Raw genomic sequence first — 16,658 nt, 5'->3', positions numbered from 1 at the left:
CCTTCTTTTATCTATTTAGCGTGAAATTAATTGGTACGATTGCGTAGGCAGGAGCTGGTCTCCCGTCTTCCAAATAAGGCTTGAATAATGCGCGCATCACGGCATCCCGTGCTGCATCGTCCATGCGCAATGAGCCTGAAGACTTCTGAACTTCTACTTTTTCGGCGCGACCTTTTTCATTGATCAGCACACGCAAAGTGACGGTGCCTTCATTACCCATGCGCGCATCGAGCGGCGGGTAAACCGGGCGCGGTGCATTGATGTAAGAAACGCCTGAAATCAATTTTGGTGTGGCTGGAACCGACGGCGCGGATGGTGCTGCTGGCGCAGGAGGCGATGGCGGCTCATTCGATTGAGGCGTTGGTGCGGCGGTTTCAGTAATAGCTTGTGGTGACGGCGCTTCGGTCACGACCGGACGTGGCGTTGGGCGTGTCTCTTGTTTCTTCACGACTGGAACGGTTTTTGGTTCAGCTGGTTGCGGCTTGGGCTGCGGCGCTGGTTGTTCGGTGATGAAGTTGGCGAAGATTTCGCGCGGCAATACTTTAGCGACCTGATGTACCAGGCCGCTACGCAATGCGTAAAACAAAGCGATATGGATCGCAATGATTGCGATCAGAGGTCCGAATCGTCTGAGTTGCTGTGATAAGAGAGGCGGTAAAAGCGGTGCTGACGACTGGGTGGTTGTTGCGTTCATAAAGAAATTGCTTATGCGGCCAATGCGTTAGGGTGAAACATTATAGGGTGAGATGGGCGAGCGTCGGCAAGGCATTCGCGCAGAACGCGTTTGGCACAGGAGTGGCACTTGCCACAGCAAGTGCCAACTTCCAATTCATTACGCAATTGCGTCATCGACGTTGTTCCGTTATCAACTGCTTGACGGATTTTTCGTTCGGAAACATTGCTGCAAACACAAACAATCATCGATGCCTCTTGCCACTTTCTTTGTAGGTAACAATCACAAAAAATGCCACTAAGTCTAAGGTTCCAAATGCCGGTGGTCTGATTGCACTTCGCGGCTTTACATCAATTAACGCGTGCTCCAGTAACGAGGCGCGTAAACAATTTAAATTTCTCTGGTTGCGGCATTGCCCGTTCAACCACCATCGCCCATTGTTCCGATAACTGCTGGCATGTCGCGCGTAACACTGGTGCCAGATCGGGCAGATCGGCCAGTGCTTTCAAGTGTCGCTCAATGACTGAGGCCAGCTTGATGCACGAACTGCTTTCCTGATTGTTCGCGGTGTAATGCGACATCAAGTGCAACACGGCTGAAACTAATAATTCTGGTTGAGCCGGCGCTGCGTTTGGTTCTTGTAATACTTGCTCCGTTTTTTCGATTGCCATCAAACTCTCCTTTTGGGTTGGTTTGGCTGGCTAGTGCAGTCTGGCACGGGCTGGCTCAGTTGCGAATCGATGATGCTAGTTATGCTGTCAAAATCAATTTATTCAACTGCGTTAAACGAAGGCGGTAAATCCGTCCTTCATGTGCAATTTCCACTTCGCGCATTTGTCGAAACAAATCACGACTATTGATGCGTGTTATTGGCTGTTCCATTGCAGCGTTATTACGTGGAGCAGGAGGAGCATTTTCCTGTGCGTCACGTGGTGCCGAGATCGCCATGATCAACCTTTTCATGTAAATGAGAACAATTCGTGTTTAGATTATTGGGCATTTGGCCGCAGATTGCAAGTTTTTTCGCGAGGGTTTGCATGGCCAGATGCTAAATAAATCGAATTTGTGGTGATCACGGCAATGAAAGTTGTTAAGCGACTATTCCTGAGAGGGAAAACAAACGAATTCTTAACAAAAGGAGGGTTGCGGCGACTATATGGTCGCCGCAGATAAGGCGGATGTTTGAGGGGGTAAGTACTGCTGGAGTCAGCGTATCGGGTGAAACGATTCTGCCTGCGAAATGGGCCAGTATTTGCCAAATACCTCGGGTAAATCGCTGCCTGGGTTTGCCTCAGTCAGTAATTGGCCGACTTCAAGATAGGGTAGCAGCGCGGATGCGAGTTTGACTTGATTGGCTGATACGCGTCGTACCAGATGATGTGGCTTGAGTTCGGATGGGTGCTGTAAGCCGGCTGCTGCAATTAATTCAGCGAGTGCTTTCAGTGTGTTTCGGTGAAAGTTGGCGACGCGCTCAGCTTTATCAGGAACGACGAGTGCGCGCTGGCGCAATGCATCCTGCGTTGCAATACCAGTTGGGCAGCGATCGGTGTGGCAGCTTTGTGATTGTATGCAGCCGAGTGCAAACATGAAGCCACGTGCCGAATTGCACCAGTCCGCACCAAGTGCGAGTGTGCGTACGATATCGAATGCGGTCACGATCTTGCCGGATGCGCCTATCTTTACTTTGTCGCGCAGCTTGGCGCCGACTAATGTGTTGTGCGCGAGTAGCAATGCTTCCTGCAAAGGTACGCCGACATGATCGGTGAATTCAACCGGCGCTGCACCAGTGCCGCCTTCGCCGCCATCAATCACGATAAAGTCGGGCGTAATGCCGGTTTGCAGCATGGCTTTGACGATGCCGAAGAATTCCCATGGATGACCGACTGCCAGTTTGAAGCCGGTCGGTTTGCCGCCAGACAGATTACGTAGCTGCTCAATAAAGTGCAGCAAGCCGATGGGTGTATCGAATGCTGAGTGTGACGACGGTGAAATGCAATCGACACCTTGCGGCACGCCGCGTGCGGTCGCAATTTCGATCGATACTTTTGCGCCAGGTAGGACGCCGCCGTGACCAGGTTTGGCACCTTGCGACAGTTTGACTTCTATCATTTTGACTTGCGGCAGATTGGCGTTGATCGCAAATTTCTCTGGTGAAAAACTGCCATCATCATTACGGCAGCCGAAATAACCGGAGCCTATCTCCCATACTAAATCGCCGCCGGTATCATTCGCATCGTCCGGACGATGATAGCGACTGATGCTGCCTTCACCCGTGTCGTGCATGAAGCCGCCTTTTTGCGCGCCTTGATTCAAGGCGCGAATCGCATTAGCGGACAGCGCACCAAAACTCATCGCAGAAATATTGAATATGCTGGCTGAGTACGGTTGCGCGCGATCGGCGCCAACAGTGATGCGAAAGTCGTGCGAGCCCACTTTCGCTGGCACGATGGAGTGATTGATCCATTCATAGTCGCTTTGATAGACATCCATTTGTGTGCCGAATGGGCGCTTATCGATCGCTTGCTTGGCGCGTTGATACACCAAGGAGCGTTGATTGCGTGAGAACGGATTTGCTTCGGCGTCATCTTCGAGAAAATACTGACGTATCTCCGGGCGCACCGATTCAAACATGTAACGGAAGTGACCGAGGATAGGGTAGTTGCGCAGTACCGCGCGTTTGGTTTGCAATACATCGCTGATGCCGACTACGGTCAAGAGGCCAAAGAGTGCAACCAGCCACCAGACATTATCGTGTTGCGGCGTAAAGATCAGGGAGAGGATGAAGAGAAGCCCGGATGCTACAAGGGCGAGATAACCGATTGGAAACAAACGCATTTTTTCTCCAGACAGAATATCTGCCGCAGGGCAGATGAATTGCCGGACAGTGTACAACGTGGAGTGGAAATTTTCTGGTGGCTAGCCGACGAGATTTACGTACGGCTAGCTAATTTCCTGTATTGTCGGCGGTTAGCTTGGCGTAGACGATGTATTGATGATTCCGCCGCCAAGGCAAACATCGCCTTGATAAAGAACGGCAGATTGTCCTGGTGTCACCGCCCATTGTGGGGTGGCGAAAGCAAGAGAGAAACTATCAGTGCTTGCGTGCTGAGAACAGGCAACGTCAGCTTGTCGATAGCGCGTTTTAGCCGAAACCTGTTCTTCACTAGGCGGACTGCCTGCGACCCAACTCATTTGTCCTGCACTCAGTTCGGACGATAACAACCACGGATGATCGTGCCCTTGCACGATATATAAAGTATTCGTCGCAACATCTTTGCGCGCGACGTACCAAGGCTCGCTGTTGCCATCGATGTTTTTGTGCGCTTTCATGCCGCCCAAGCCTATGCCTTTGCGTTGCCCTAATGTATAGAAACTCAAGCCCACGTGTTCGCCGACGGTGACGCCGTCTGGTGTTTTCATCGGACCTGGTTGGTAGGACAGGTAACGATTCAAAAATTCCCGGAATGGACGTTCGCCGATGAAGCAGATGCCGGTGGAGTCTTTCTTCGTCGCATTCGGCAATTTCAATTGTTCTGCGATCTTGCGCACTTCCGTTTTATGGATTTCGCCGAGCGGGAATAATGTTTTCGACAATTGCGCTTGATTCAATCGGTGCAGAAAGTAGCTTTGATCCTTGCTGGCATCCACTGCTTTTAATAACTGGGTTTGACCGGCGTTTGGTCCAGAAGTGACTTCGCGTACGCGTGCATAGTGGCCGGTGGCGATCATGTCGGCGCCGAGCAGCATCGCGTGATCGAGGAAAGCTTTGAATTTGATTTCGGCGTTGCACAGCACGTCGGGATTCGGCGTGCGACCAGCTTGATATTCGCGCAGAAATTCGGCGAAGACGCGGTCTTTATATTCCGATGCGAAATTGACGGCTTCGATGTCGACGCCAACAACGTCGGCTACGCTGGCGGCATCTATCCAGTCTTGCCGCGTCGAGCAGTATTCAGAATCGTCGTCATCTTCCCAGTTCTTCATGAACAGGCCGATCACTTCGTAACCTTGTTCTTTCAACAGCCATGCTGAAACTGACGAGTCGACGCCGCCGGACATGCCGATGACGACACGTTTTTTAGCCATTACTAATTACCTCATAGACGGACGGATCCGTTTGTAGCAGCGATAGTGGTGCGCGTTTCCCGGCCAGATAGTCGTCCACGCGCGCCAATACGGAAGGGCTGCGATGTTTTTCCTGGCACGCGACCAATTCGTCGTAGTTCATCCAGACGGCGCGCAGGATGCCGACATCCAGCGGCTGGTCGTGTTTGGCACCGACTTCACCACAAAAGCTGAAACTTAAATAAGTTACATCGTGGCCGGTGCGCGCAGAAACGTAACGCGACATATACATGCCAACCAGTGCGGTAGGCGTGAAATCGTGTGCGGTTTCTTCCAGCGTCTCACGGATCACTGCTTCTTCCAGTGATTCGTGCGGGTCCAGATGGCCGGCAGGTTGATTAAAGCGAATTCCTTCACTGGTCTCTTCTTCTACCAGCAGGAAGTACCCATCACGTTCGATGATGGCCGCAACAGTAACAGATGGTTTCCAGATATCAGGCATATTGGCTCTCGGAATAACCCTCTATTCTAGCGCGCACCAGAGAAGGTTGCTGGCAATGTTTCCTCCACAGGAAATATTGTAATAAAATGAGTCAGGTCAAGATTGCTCATCTTTATCTTTGCCATGGTGGGCATTTGGCTTTATGCTTATCAATTCGCTTCCTTGTAAAACCCCTACGGAAGTTAGCAGGCGTTGGCCCGACCCGGGCAATTACCCTGCTGCTGAGCGGAGATCCCGCTGCAGGAATGTATGGTTTACTGCCTCACATTAGTGGAAGCGCAGGGCCATGAACCACATAATTAATTGATTGCCTTCGCCGGGCTTTGGCGTTGAGGTGATGTTTTAAGTAACGAAACGGAATAAAAAATGCAACGTGTCATGCTCAGGTCGAAAATCCACCGCGTAACGGTGACTCAGGCCGACTTGCATTACGAAGGCTCGTGCGGGATTGACGAGGATTTGTTGACGGCAGCGGACATCCTTGTCGGCGAAAAAATTGAGTTGTACAACATTAATAACGGCAAGCGTTTCTCCACTTACGCCATTAAAGGCGCCAAAGGTAGTGGTGAAATTTCGCTCAATGGTGCTGCTGCACGCTGCGCGCAATTGGGTGATTTGCTGATTATTTGCACCTACGGCTCTATGGCAGACGAAGAAGCCAAGACTTATGTGCCGAAGATTGTCTTTGTCGATGAAAAGAATAAGTTCGCCGGATTGAAAAAATAGCGATAGGCAGTCGTAGTAATTAGAAACCCGGTCGCGCCGTTTTAGGGCTGCTTGAGCCGGGTTTTTATTCGTTTGCTGGTCGTGGCGATCAAACAGAATTTAAACAAACTATGAGAGATGTTATATGTCTTTAGTTATAGGGGTACCACGGGAGTCATTCCCCGGGGAAAAACGGGTGGCCACTGTGCCAGAAGTCGTTGAAAAGCTGATCAAACTCGGCTTTTCCGTTAACGTAGAATCCGGCGCCGGTGACGACGCCAACTTTAGCGACGATACTTACCGCGCTGCCGGTGCACAGATCGTGCAAGGCGCTGCCAACTTGTGGTCCGGGTCCGATATCGTCTTCAAGGTGCGCGCTCCAAGTGCCGAGGAAGTCGGTCTGATTCGCGAAGGCAGCACCCTGATCGGCTTCATCTGGCCGGCACAGAATCCTGAATTGATGCAGCAGCTTGCGGCTAAGCGCGTTACCGTGTTGGCTATGGACTCGCTGCCACGCACGCTGTCGCGCGCGCAGAAGATGGATGCTTTGACCTCCACCGCCGGTGTCAGTGGTTATCGCGCCGTCATCGAGGCTGCCAATGCTTTCGGTCGTTTCTTCAACGGCCAGATCACGGCTGCAGGCAAGGTTCCTCCGGCTAAAGTATTTATCGCAGGTGCTGGCGTGGCCGGTTTGGCTGCGATCGGTACGGCTGCCAGCCTGGGCGCCATCGTGCGCGCCAACGATACTCGTGCCGAAGTGGCCGATCAAGTTGTTTCGCTGGGCGGCGAATTCGTTAAGGTCGATTATGACGAAGAAGGTTCGGGCGGCGGCGGCTATGCCAAGGTCATGTCCGAAGGCTTCCAGGCTGCGCAGCGTGAGATGTACGCCCAACAGGCCAAGGAATGCGACATCATCATCACCACCGCGCTGATCCCGGGCAAACCTGCTCCGAAACTGATCACCGCCGAAATGGTTCAGTCCATGAAACCCGGCAGCGTGATCGTCGATATGGCGGCCGAGCAAGGCGGCAACTGCGAACTGACCGAACCAGGCAAGGTTGTGGTGAAGCATGGCGTGACCATCGTTGGTTACACCGACCTGCCGAGCCGTCTGCCTAAGCAGGCTAGTACGCTGTACTCAACAAACCTGCTGCGTCTGACCGAAGAGCTGTGCAAGGACGCTGAAGGTAAAAAGACGACTGATGGCACCATCAACGTCAACATGGAAGACGAAGCCATTCGTGGGCTGACAGTCATCAAGGAAGGCAACATAACCTGGCCGCCTCCACCGCTGAAACAAGTGGCTGCTCCGGCTGCCAAACCAGCTGCGGCGCCAGCGCCGGCGCACGGTCATGGCCCAAGCACTACAGTTTCCTCACCTAAGCGTGTAGTCACAATGTTTGTCTTCGCGACCTTGTTGTTCGCTTTGATTGGCTATGGTGCACCTACCGCTTTCCTCGGTCACTTGACCGTGTTCGTACTGGGTTGCTTCATTGGTTACATGGTGGTCTGGAATGTTACTCCGGCATTGCATACGCCTCTGATGAGCGTTACCAACTCCATCTCGTCGATCATCGTGATCGGTGCGTTGGTGCAGGTCGCTCCTCCGCTGGCTGATGGTATGGCACGTCCCGAGCTGCTGATTAAGTGTCTCGCTGCTGCTGGCATCGCTTTGACCGCAATCAACATGTTCGGCGGCTTTGCTGTTACCCGTCGCATGCTTGATATGTTCCGTAAGAATTAAGGAGACCACAATGTCTGCAAATCTGGCCACTGTCTCCTACATCGGAGCAACCATTCTTTTTATCCTCAGCCTGGGTGGCTTGTCGCATCCAGAAACTTCGCGTCGCGGTAACCTCTACGGCATGATCGGTATGGGCATCGCGGTGCTCGCTACCATCTTTGGCCCACGCGTAACTGCTGACGGCTATGCATGGATTATTCTTGCGCTGCTCGTCGGTGGTGCAATCGGCCTGTATGCCGCCAAGAAGGTCAAAATGACCGAAATGCCGGAGCTGGTTGCATTGATGCACAGCTTCGTTGGTCTGGCTGCTGCACTGGTTGGTTTCGCTAGCTACATCGATCCGTCTATCCATCTGGAAGGCGCTGAAAAGGCGATTCACCAGGTTGAAATTTACGTCGGTATCTTCATCGGCGCGGTAACGTTCTCAGGTTCCCTGATTGCGTTTGGTAAATTGAACGGCAAAATCGGCGGTAAGCCATTGCTGTTGCCAGCTCGTCACTTCATCAACCTGATTGGTTTGGTGCTCGTGATCTGGTTTGGCCGTGAATTCGTTAATGCGCCTGACGTTGCCAGCGGCATGACCCCGTTGATCATCATGACTGTGATCGCTCTGCTGTTCGGTATTCACATGGTGATGGCTATCGGTGGTGCTGATATGCCGGTTGTCGTATCGATGTTGAACAGCTACTCTGGCTGGGCTGCTTCGGCTACCGGTTTCATGCTCGGCAATGATTTGCTGATCGTGACTGGTGCGCTGGTTGGTTCGTCAGGTGCGATTCTGTCGTACATCATGTGCCAAGCGATGAACCGCAACTTCTTCAGCGTGATCGCCGGTGGTTTTGGTGGTGGTGCTCCGAAGACGGGCGGCGCTGTTAAAGAGCAGGTTGGTGAAGCGACTCCTGTTTCTGCACAAGAAACCGCAGAACTGCTGCGTGAAGCAAAAAGCGTTGTTATCGTGCCGGGTTACGGCATGGCAGTGGCACAAGCTCAGCACACGGTGAATGACATCACCAAGTTCTTGCGTGCCAAAGGTACCAAGGTTCGTTTCGCGATCCATCCTGTTGCAGGTCGTATGCCTGGCCACATGAACGTGTTGCTGGCCGAAGCCAAAGTACCTTATGACATCGTGATGGAAATGGACGAGATCAACGAAGACTTCCCGGATACGGATGTAGTCATGGTGATTGGTGCCAATGACATCGTGAACCCGGATGCGCAAGAAGATCCGGACAGCCCGATCGCTGGTATGCCAGTGCTCGAGGTCTGGAAGGCTGAAACTTCGATCGTCATGAAGCGTTCGATGGCTTCCGGTTACGCTGGTGTCGACAATCCGCTGTTCTACAAAGAAAACAATCGCATGTTGTTTGGCGATGCGAAGAAGATGTTGGATGAAGTCCTGACAACTCTCAAAGCCTAATAGCAATACGTCTGTTACAAAAAAGCCCGCTGATGCGGGCTTTTTTTATTGGGGTTGGGTGGTGTCGAACTTAGTGAAGCAAGCAAAAGTTAGTGCTCACCTGCTCCAATAACCAGGCTGGCTATACATCATTTTCAAGTGTGAGATGAATAGGCGTACTTTGGCTGGGACGTTTCTTTGTTGCGGATAGACCGCCATGATGTCGTATTCAGGGATTGCATAATCATCCAGCACGGTTTCCAGCATGCCACTCTCTAATTGACTCTGGATCTCCCATACAGAGCGCCATGCGATGCCCAGGCCTTCAGTCATCCAGCGATGTAGTAACTCGCCATCATTGCAGTCCAGGCTACCCTGAGCACGCACAGAGACGGTTTTGCCACGGTAATTAAAATACCAGCCGCGTTGCTGTCCGCCTTGAAGATTAAAGGAGAGACAATTATGATTAGCAAGATCGTCTAGTGTCTTTGGTTTGCCGTGCTTCTTGAAGTATTCCTTGGTGCCACATACGACTCGTTTATTGGCGGCAAGTTTAATTGCCACGAAGTTGGGGTCGATGTTCCCGCCTATGCGTATGCCCATGTCGTAACCTTCTTGCACCAAATCCACGACGCGATCTGTCAGGTTGAATGACATCTTGAGGCCAGGATGCTGCTCCAGGAATTCCTGTGCATAAGGCGCGACATGCTGGCGGCCGAATGAGGCTGGAGCAGAAACGATCAAATGACCTGTGACCTTGTTATGGCCCGCCGAGAGTGCGCTTTCAGCCTGATCCAGTTCGCCCAGCATTTTGCGGCAGTGTTCCAGATAGACGGAACCTTCTTCCGTGAGGGCGAGTCGACGGGTGGAGCGATGCAGCAGGCGGACGCCCAGGCGTTTCTCCAGAGTATCGATGCGGCGCCCGACCATAACGGGTGTTACTTGCAAGGCTAATGCCGCTGCCGCAAAGCTGTTATGCTCGACCGCCATCACAAATGCTTCGATCTGTTTGAGCTTGTCCATTCGATACCTGAAGTATTTAATTGGTTAATTAATTGTCCTATTCTAAAAGTAATGCATAAGAATTACTATAGATGCTAGGAAAATTTCATTTCAATGGAGATATGTAATGGCAAAGATGACAGCAGCCCAAGCAGCAGTTTGGGTAATGCAAAAAGAGGGTATTGATCAGGCGTTCGGCGTACCAGGCGCAGCTATCAATCCGTTTTACTCCGCAATGCAAAAGCAAGGCACGATCAAGCACATTCTGGCACGCCACGTAGAAGGCGCGACACACATGGCCGAGGGTTACACCCGCGCCAAAACCGGCAATATCGGTGTTGCTCTCGCTACTTCGGGTCCTGGCGGCACAGACATGATCACCGGTTTGTACTCGGCAATCGCTGATTCGATTCCAATTTTGTGTATCACTGGTCAAGCGCCACGTGCACGTTTGCACAAAGAAGACTTCCAAGCTGTTGATATCGAAACGATCTCGAAGCCAGTAACAAAATGGTCGGTGATGGTTCGCGAACCAGCACTGGTTCCACAAGTGTTCCAACAAGCTTTCCACATCATGCGTTCGGGCCGTCCAGGTCCAGTGCTGATCGATTTGCCGTTCGACGTGCAAGTTGCTGAAATCGAATTCGATCCAGATCTGTACGAGCCATTGCCAGTCTACAAGCCAGCAGCGACCCGTAAACAAATCGAAGCTGCAATCACCATGTTGAACGCTGCAGAGCGTCCATTGCTGATTTCCGGCGGCGGCGTGATCAATGCAAACGCAACACCGTTGATGCTCGAATTCGCTGAGCTGGTTAACGTTCCTGTCGTTCCAACCCTGATGGGCTGGGGCACAGTACCTGATGATCATCCTCTGATGGTCGGTATGGTTGGTCTGCAAACTTCGCACCGTTACGGTAACGCGACGATGCTGGCTTCGGACTTCGCATTCGGTATCGGTAACCGTTGGGCTAACCGTTTCACCGGTTCGATCGACGTTTTCACCAAAGATCGTAAATTCGTACACATCGACATCGAGCCGACACAAATCGGTCGCGTGTTTGGCCCAGACCTCGGTATTACTTCCGACGCTGGTGCAGCACTGAAATTGATGATCGAAGTAGCGAAAGAATTGAAAGCTGCTGGCAAACTGAAAAACCGTGATGCATGGTTGGCTGAGTGCCAAGAACGCAAACGCACCATGTTGCGTAAAACGGATTTCGACGTAACGCCTATCAAACCACAACGTGTTTACCAAGAAATGAACACAGTGTTCGGCAAAACAGCGCGCTATGTTTCGAACATCGGTTTGTCGCAAATCGCTGCGGGTCAATTCCTGCACGTGTACAAAGAACGTAACTGGATCAACTGCGGTCAAGCAGGTCCATTGGGCTGGACTATCCCAGCTGCTCTGGGTGTTCGGGCTGCTGATCCAACCAGCGAAATCGTTGCTATCACAGGCGATTACGACTTCCAATTCCTGATCGAGGAACTGGCAGCTGGTGCGCAATTCAACCTGCCATACATTCACGTTCTGGTGAACAACTCGTACCTGGGCCTGATCCGTCAAGCACAACGTATGTTCACGATGGACTACTGCGTATCGCTGGCGTTCGACAACATCAACTCGACCGAAAACGCTTCGTACGGTGTTGATCACGTTAAAGTTACTGAAGGCCTCGGCTGCAAAGCAATTCGCGTCTACAACCCAGACGATATCCAACCTGCGCTGCGTAAAGCACAAGAGTGGATCAAAGAATTCAAAGTGCCAGTCGTTGTTGAAATCATCCTTGAGCGCGTAACCAACATCGCGATGGGTACAGAAATCAACGCGATCAACGAATTCGAAGAAATCCTCGACGTTAAGGGTGCTTAAGATGACGAAACTTGCTGCTAATCTGACGATGCTGTTCAACGAGGTCCCATTCATGGACCGCTTTGAACAAGCTGCAAAGAATGGCTTCAAAGGCGTTGAATTCTTGTTCCCATACGATTTCCCTGCGGCTGATGTTGCAGCGAAATTGAAAGAGAACAATCTGGAAATGGTTTTGCACAATCTGCCAGCCGGTAACTGGGCTGGTGGTGAGCGCGGTATCGCTTGCCATCCAGATCGCGTAGAAGAATTCAAAGCTGGTGTGGACAAAGCAATTGAATACGTCAAAGTGCTCGGCACCAAACAGGTCAACATCCTGTCCGGTATTGTGCCTGCTGGCGTAACGCATGAACAAGCAGAAGCAACTCTGGTTGCCAACTTGAAATATGCAGCTGCCAAATTGAAAGCAGAAGGTATCCCGTTGTTGATCGAAGCGATCAACACATTCGATATCCCAGGCTTCTTCTTGACCGGCACCAAACAGACTCTGGACATCATTGCCAAAGTTGGTTCGGACAACTTGTTCTTCCAATACGACATCTATCACATGCAACGCATGGAAGGTGAATTGGCGAACACGATGAAGAACAACCTCGCGGTTATTCCTCATCTGCAACTGGCAGATAATCCAGGTCGTTTTGAGCCAGGTACAGGTGAAATCAACTACACCTTCCTGTTCAAGTTCCTGGATGAAATCGGTTACAAGGGTTGGATCGGTTGTGAGTACAAGCCTAAGGCTGGTACGGTAGAAGGATTGGGCTGGCGCGCAGCGCACGGCTTATAATGTAGCGTCTCTAAGCATACTGAGCGGTCCGACATCGGGCCGCTTAGTATTTTTACTGAGTATGTAGTTAATACACCGCAGTTAATACACTTAAATAATCAGGAGTCAGTCATGGCAAAAGTTGGATTTATTGGTTTGGGTATCATGGGCGCACCAATGGCGCTGAACCTGCAAAAGGGTGGTCACCAACTGTTTTTGCATGATCAAAAAGCACCAGCACAAGAATTAGTCGATGGTGGCGCAACTGTTTGCGCATCAGGTGCTGAAGTCGCTAAAAATGCAGACATCATCATCACCATGGTGCCGGATACCCCGCACGTGGACGCAGTTCTGTTTGCAGAAAACGGCGTTGCAGCTGGTTTGTCGAAAGGCAAAATCGTTGTCGACATGAGCTCGATCTCGCCTATCGCTACTAAAGAATTCGCGAAAAAAATCAACGCTCTGGGTTGCGAATACCTGGATGCACCAGTATCTGGTGGCGAAGTCGGTGCTAAAGCTGCATCGTTGACCATCATGATCGGCGGTTCGGAAGCAGCATTTGCAACCGTTAAGCCATTGTTCGAATTGATGGGCAAAAACATCACTTTGGTTGGCGGTAACGGCGATGGTCAAACCACCAAAGTTGCTAACCAAATCATCGTTGCATTGAACATCCAAGCTGTTGCTGAAGCTCTGTTGTTCGCTTCGAAAGCTGGCGCAGATCCTGCAAAAGTTCGTCAAGCATTGATGGGCGGTTTCGCTAACTCCCGCATCCTGGAAGTACACGGCGAGCGTATGGTTAAACGTACCTTCAACCCAGGCTTCCGTATCGAACTGCATCAGAAAGATTTGAACCTGGCATTGCAAGGTGCTAAGGCGATGGGCGTGTCTTTGCCTAACACAGCAAACACCCAAGAACTGATGAATTCATGCGCAGCAAACGGCATGAGCGGTCTGGATCACTCGGCACTGTGCCGCGCGATCGAAATCATGTCGAACCACGAAATCGCCAAGGCGTAATTCGTCAACGACGTTTGTACTGCGGCCGACATTGCACTGATGTGTGATGTCGGTTTGATTCAAATTTTTTAAAAGTATCTCGTCCATGTCGATTGATCCACGTCAGTTTTTGAATGACCTGTATGCCACTGCAGTAGAGGCTGTGAGCGCACAGAAATGTATGCCTGCCTATTTGCCCAAGCAATCTGCCAAAGGTCGTACGCTGGTGATCGGTGCCGGCAAAGGTGCTGCCGCAATGGCCAAGGTTGTTGAAGATACATGGCCAGGCAAAGTGGAAGGCTTGATCGTGACGCGTTATGGTCACGGTGCTGATTGCAAACAGATCGAAGTTGTTGAAGCAGCGCATCCGGTACCGGATGAAGCAGGCCGTGCAGCAGCTGGCCGCATGCTGGAACTGGTCAAGGGTTTGACTGAAGATGATCTGGTGTTATGCCTGATCACAGGCGGCGGCTCCGCCTTGTTGAGTTTGCCGGGTGAAGGCATCTCGCTGGAACAAAAACAAGCATTGAATAAAGCATTGCTGAAAAGCGGTGCCACGATTTCTGAAATGAATTGCGTGCGCAAGCATTTGTCCGCAATCAAAGGTGGTCGTTTGGCCTTGGCATGCGCACCTGCACGTGTCGTTACACTGTTGATCTCCGACGTACCTGGCGACGATCCTGGTGTGATTGCCAGCGGTCCAACTTTGCCTGATCCAACTACCTGCGCAGAATCACTCGCGATTCTGAAAAAATACAAAATCGAGATTCCAGAAAATATTTTGAAGCATTTGGAATCCGGCGCTGGCGAAACACCAAAACCAGGCGATGCACGTTTTGCGCGCAATGAACATCACGTCATGGCAACAGCACAGCATGCGCTGGAAGCTGCTGCAGCCAAGGCACGCGAGCTTGGTATTACGCCCTACATTTTGTCCAACGATCTGGAAGGTGAATCGCGTGACGTTGGTATGGTGCACGCAGCATTGGCAAAACAGGTTGCGAAGTATGGTCAGCCTTTCGCCAAGCCATGCGTCATCCTGTCCGGCGGCGAAACTACCGTTACCGTGCGCGGTAAAGGTCGTGGCGGTCGCAATGCAGAATTCTTGTTGAGCCTGGCAGTGTCCCTGCAAGGTACGGCTGGTATTCACGCATTGGCATGCGATACCGACGGTATTGATGGCTCCGAAGATAATGCCGGCGCGATCTATCAACCTGACTCATGGACGCGTGCTACCGAGCAAGGCTTGAATGCAAAAGCCATGCTCGAGAATAACGACGGCTATGGTTTTTTCAGCGCACTTGGTGATTTGATTGTCAGCGGACCGACACGTACCAACGTTAACGATTTCCGCGCAATCCTGATTTTGTAATTTATTTTCCGCTGTGTTTGTATTGCAGGCATAGCGGTACCCATTTTTCATTTTTCATTTAAGAAGAAGATCTGTCATGAGACGTAATCGCAAAGCAAAAATCGTTGCTACCCTGGGCCCAGCAAGTGGTGATGTGGAAACCATCAGCGCATTGTTTGAAGCTGGCGTGGACATGTTCCGCTTCAACTTCAGCCATGGTTCGCACGAAGATCACCGCGCACGTCACGAAATCGTGCGTAGCCTGGAAACCAAATACGGCCGTCCAGTTGCCATCCTCTGCGATCTGCAAGGTCCGAAGATTCGTCTTGGCACCTTCAATGGCGATTCCGCTATGTTGACTGAAGGTTCGGAATTCGTGCTCGACCGCGATCAGACTCCAGGTGATGCAACACGCGTTTACCTGCCACATCCTGAGCTGTTCGCGGTTGTCAAAGCTGGTCAAAACCTGTTGTTCGATGACGGCAAAATTCGTGTTTCGATCGAAAGCAACTCGGGTGACCGCATCGTCACACGTGTGACTACGGGCGGCAAGATTTCAAACCGCAAAGGCGTCAACGTGCCAGACGCAATTCTGCCGATCCCTGCAATGACACCGAAAGATCTGGTTGATCTGGAATTTGCATTGTCGTTGGGCGTGGACTGGGTAGCTCTGTCGTTCGTGCAACAAGTTTCTGATATCGAAGACGCACGCAAGATCATCGGTGACCGCGCCCTGATTCAATCGAAGATCGAAAAACCAGCAGCAATGCTCGACATCGATGCGATCTGTAAAGCTTCTGACTCCGTCATGGTTGCTCGTGGTGATCTGGGTGTTGAATTGCCGATCTCGCAAGTGCCGCGCGCTCAGAAAGAAATCATCCGTGTATCGCGTAAATACGGTCGTCCAACTATCGTTGCAACACACATGTTGGAATCGATGACCGAATCGCCTATGCCAACCCGTGCAGAAGCATCGGACGTTGCCAACGCCATTTACGAAGGCGCAGATGCCGTGATGTTGTCCGCGGAATCGGCCAGCGGCAAGAACCCTGTTCGTGCTGTTCAAATGATGGACAGCATCATCAGAGAAGTGGAAAGCGATCCGGTCTACCGCACGCTGCTCGATGCACAGCAAGTGACACCACGTCCAACGGCGGAAGATGCAATCTGCAACGCCTTGCGTGACACCACGGCTGCGATCAAAGCTGTCGCTACTGTGACATACACCAAATCCGGTAGCACCAGCATGAGCGCTGCGCGTGTACGTCCGACTACGTCGATCCTGAGCATCACTCCAGAACTGAAGACCGCACGTCGTCTGGCATGGGTTTGGGGTATCCACTCGATCGTTGGTGGCAAGGATGTGCATTCTGTTGATGACATGGTCAGCGAAGCAGTGGCGGCGGCCGTGCATGAAGGTTTTGCCAAGAAGGGTGATTACATCGCTATCTCGGCTGGCTTGCCATTCGGTGAATCCGGTACGACCAATCTGTTGCACATCGCAACGGTTAAGTAATACAGCGCATTAGTTGTATTACAGTTTCTGGGAGATGGCAGTCTTGCCATTTTCCAGAACTGACATGAA

Annotated in this window: 16 protein-coding genes; 8 read left to right on the top strand and 8 right to left on the bottom strand. The window is 51.6% G+C overall.

Annotation, left to right across the window (positions count from 1 at the left end):
- Positions 1-7 precede the first annotated feature (7 nt).
- The 7 genes from AC07N2_RS01990 to AC07N2_RS01960 form a co-directional block, all read right to left on the bottom strand.
- Positions 8-694, bottom strand: coding sequence for an energy transducer TonB (locus AC07N2_RS01990; RefSeq protein WP_076592443.1), 687 nt, complete (start codon positions 692-694; stop codon positions 8-10).
- An 11-nt stretch (positions 695-705) separates the two neighbouring features.
- Positions 706-921 carry a (2Fe-2S)-binding protein gene (locus tag AC07N2_RS01985; protein ID WP_494776773.1) on the bottom strand — a complete coding sequence of 72 codons (216 nt, stop codon included), beginning with the start codon at positions 919-921 and terminating at the stop codon, positions 706-708.
- A gap of 102 nt (positions 922-1,023) precedes the next feature.
- Positions 1,024-1,344, bottom strand: coding sequence for a hypothetical protein (locus AC07N2_RS01980; RefSeq protein WP_076592441.1), 321 nt, complete (start codon positions 1,342-1,344; stop codon positions 1,024-1,026).
- A 79-nt stretch (positions 1,345-1,423) separates the two neighbouring features.
- Positions 1,424-1,636: a hemin uptake protein HemP gene (gene hemP, locus AC07N2_RS01975; protein WP_231949314.1), complete on the bottom strand. Its 213-nt coding sequence runs from the start codon at positions 1,634-1,636 to the stop codon at positions 1,424-1,426.
- Positions 1,637-1,879: 243 nt separating this feature from the next.
- Positions 1,880-3,508 (bottom strand): FMN-binding glutamate synthase family protein, encoded by a 1,629-nt coding sequence (locus AC07N2_RS01970; RefSeq protein WP_494776772.1) that lies wholly within the window; start codon positions 3,506-3,508, stop codon positions 1,880-1,882.
- A 132-nt stretch (positions 3,509-3,640) separates the two neighbouring features.
- Positions 3,641-4,759, bottom strand: a complete 1,119-nt coding sequence (gene mnmA, locus AC07N2_RS01965; RefSeq protein WP_494776771.1) for a tRNA 2-thiouridine(34) synthase MnmA — start codon at positions 4,757-4,759, stop codon at positions 3,641-3,643.
- Positions 4,752-5,240 (bottom strand): NUDIX hydrolase, encoded by a 489-nt coding sequence (locus AC07N2_RS01960; protein WP_494776770.1) that lies wholly within the window; start codon positions 5,238-5,240, stop codon positions 4,752-4,754. The genes mnmA and AC07N2_RS01960 overlap by 8 nt, the downstream gene beginning before the upstream one ends.
- A 366-nt stretch (positions 5,241-5,606) precedes the next feature.
- On the opposite strand from AC07N2_RS01960, the gene panD reads away from it, so the two are divergent.
- From panD to pntB, 3 genes are all read left to right on the top strand, one after another.
- On the top strand, positions 5,607-5,966 hold the full coding sequence (gene panD / locus AC07N2_RS01955) for an aspartate 1-decarboxylase (protein ID WP_494776769.1): 360 nt from the start codon (positions 5,607-5,609) through the stop codon (positions 5,964-5,966).
- A 124-nt stretch (positions 5,967-6,090) separates the two neighbouring features.
- The gene (locus AC07N2_RS01950; protein ID WP_494776768.1) at positions 6,091-7,689 is read left to right on the top strand and encodes a Re/Si-specific NAD(P)(+) transhydrogenase subunit alpha; all 1,599 of its coding nucleotides are present in this window, start codon (positions 6,091-6,093) and stop codon (positions 7,687-7,689) included.
- Positions 7,690-7,699: 10 nt separating this feature from the next.
- Positions 7,700-9,106, top strand: coding sequence for a Re/Si-specific NAD(P)(+) transhydrogenase subunit beta (gene pntB, locus AC07N2_RS01945; protein ID WP_494776767.1), 1,407 nt, complete (start codon positions 7,700-7,702; stop codon positions 9,104-9,106).
- A 96-nt stretch (positions 9,107-9,202) separates the two neighbouring features.
- On the opposite strand, the gene AC07N2_RS01940 is transcribed toward pntB, so the two are convergent.
- A complete protein-coding gene (locus AC07N2_RS01940) occupies positions 9,203-10,108 on the bottom strand; it encodes a LysR family transcriptional regulator (protein WP_494776766.1) in 906 nt (301 codons plus the stop codon).
- A gap of 106 nt (positions 10,109-10,214) precedes the next feature.
- Between AC07N2_RS01940 and gcl the strand changes: the two genes are divergently transcribed.
- The 5 genes from gcl (at position 10,215) to pyk (ending at position 16,589) form a co-directional block, all read left to right on the top strand.
- On the top strand, positions 10,215-11,963 hold the full coding sequence (gene gcl / locus AC07N2_RS01935; RefSeq protein ID WP_494776765.1) for a glyoxylate carboligase: 1,749 nt from the start codon (positions 10,215-10,217) through the stop codon (positions 11,961-11,963).
- 1 nt (position 11,964) lies between these two features.
- Positions 11,965-12,744, top strand: coding sequence for a hydroxypyruvate isomerase (gene hyi / locus AC07N2_RS01930; RefSeq protein ID WP_012078245.1), 780 nt, complete (start codon positions 11,965-11,967; stop codon positions 12,742-12,744).
- Positions 12,745-12,855: 111 nt separating this feature from the next.
- The gene (glxR, locus tag AC07N2_RS01925) at positions 12,856-13,743 is read left to right on the top strand and encodes a 2-hydroxy-3-oxopropionate reductase (protein ID WP_494776764.1); all 888 of its coding nucleotides are present in this window, start codon (positions 12,856-12,858) and stop codon (positions 13,741-13,743) included.
- Between the two features lie 85 nt (positions 13,744-13,828).
- A complete protein-coding gene (locus AC07N2_RS01920; protein ID WP_494776763.1) occupies positions 13,829-15,094 on the top strand; it encodes a glycerate kinase type-2 family protein in 1,266 nt (421 codons plus the stop codon).
- Positions 15,095-15,170: 76 nt separating this feature from the next.
- Complete coding sequence (gene pyk / locus AC07N2_RS01915; protein ID WP_494776762.1) at positions 15,171-16,589, top strand: pyruvate kinase; 1,419 nt, start codon at positions 15,171-15,173, stop codon at positions 16,587-16,589.
- The last annotated feature ends 69 nt before the right edge of the window (positions 16,590-16,658 follow it).

The organism is Herminiimonas sp. GW821-FHT09C12, assembly GCF_059416385.1.
This window is presented reverse-complemented; position numbering and strand designations above follow the sequence as displayed.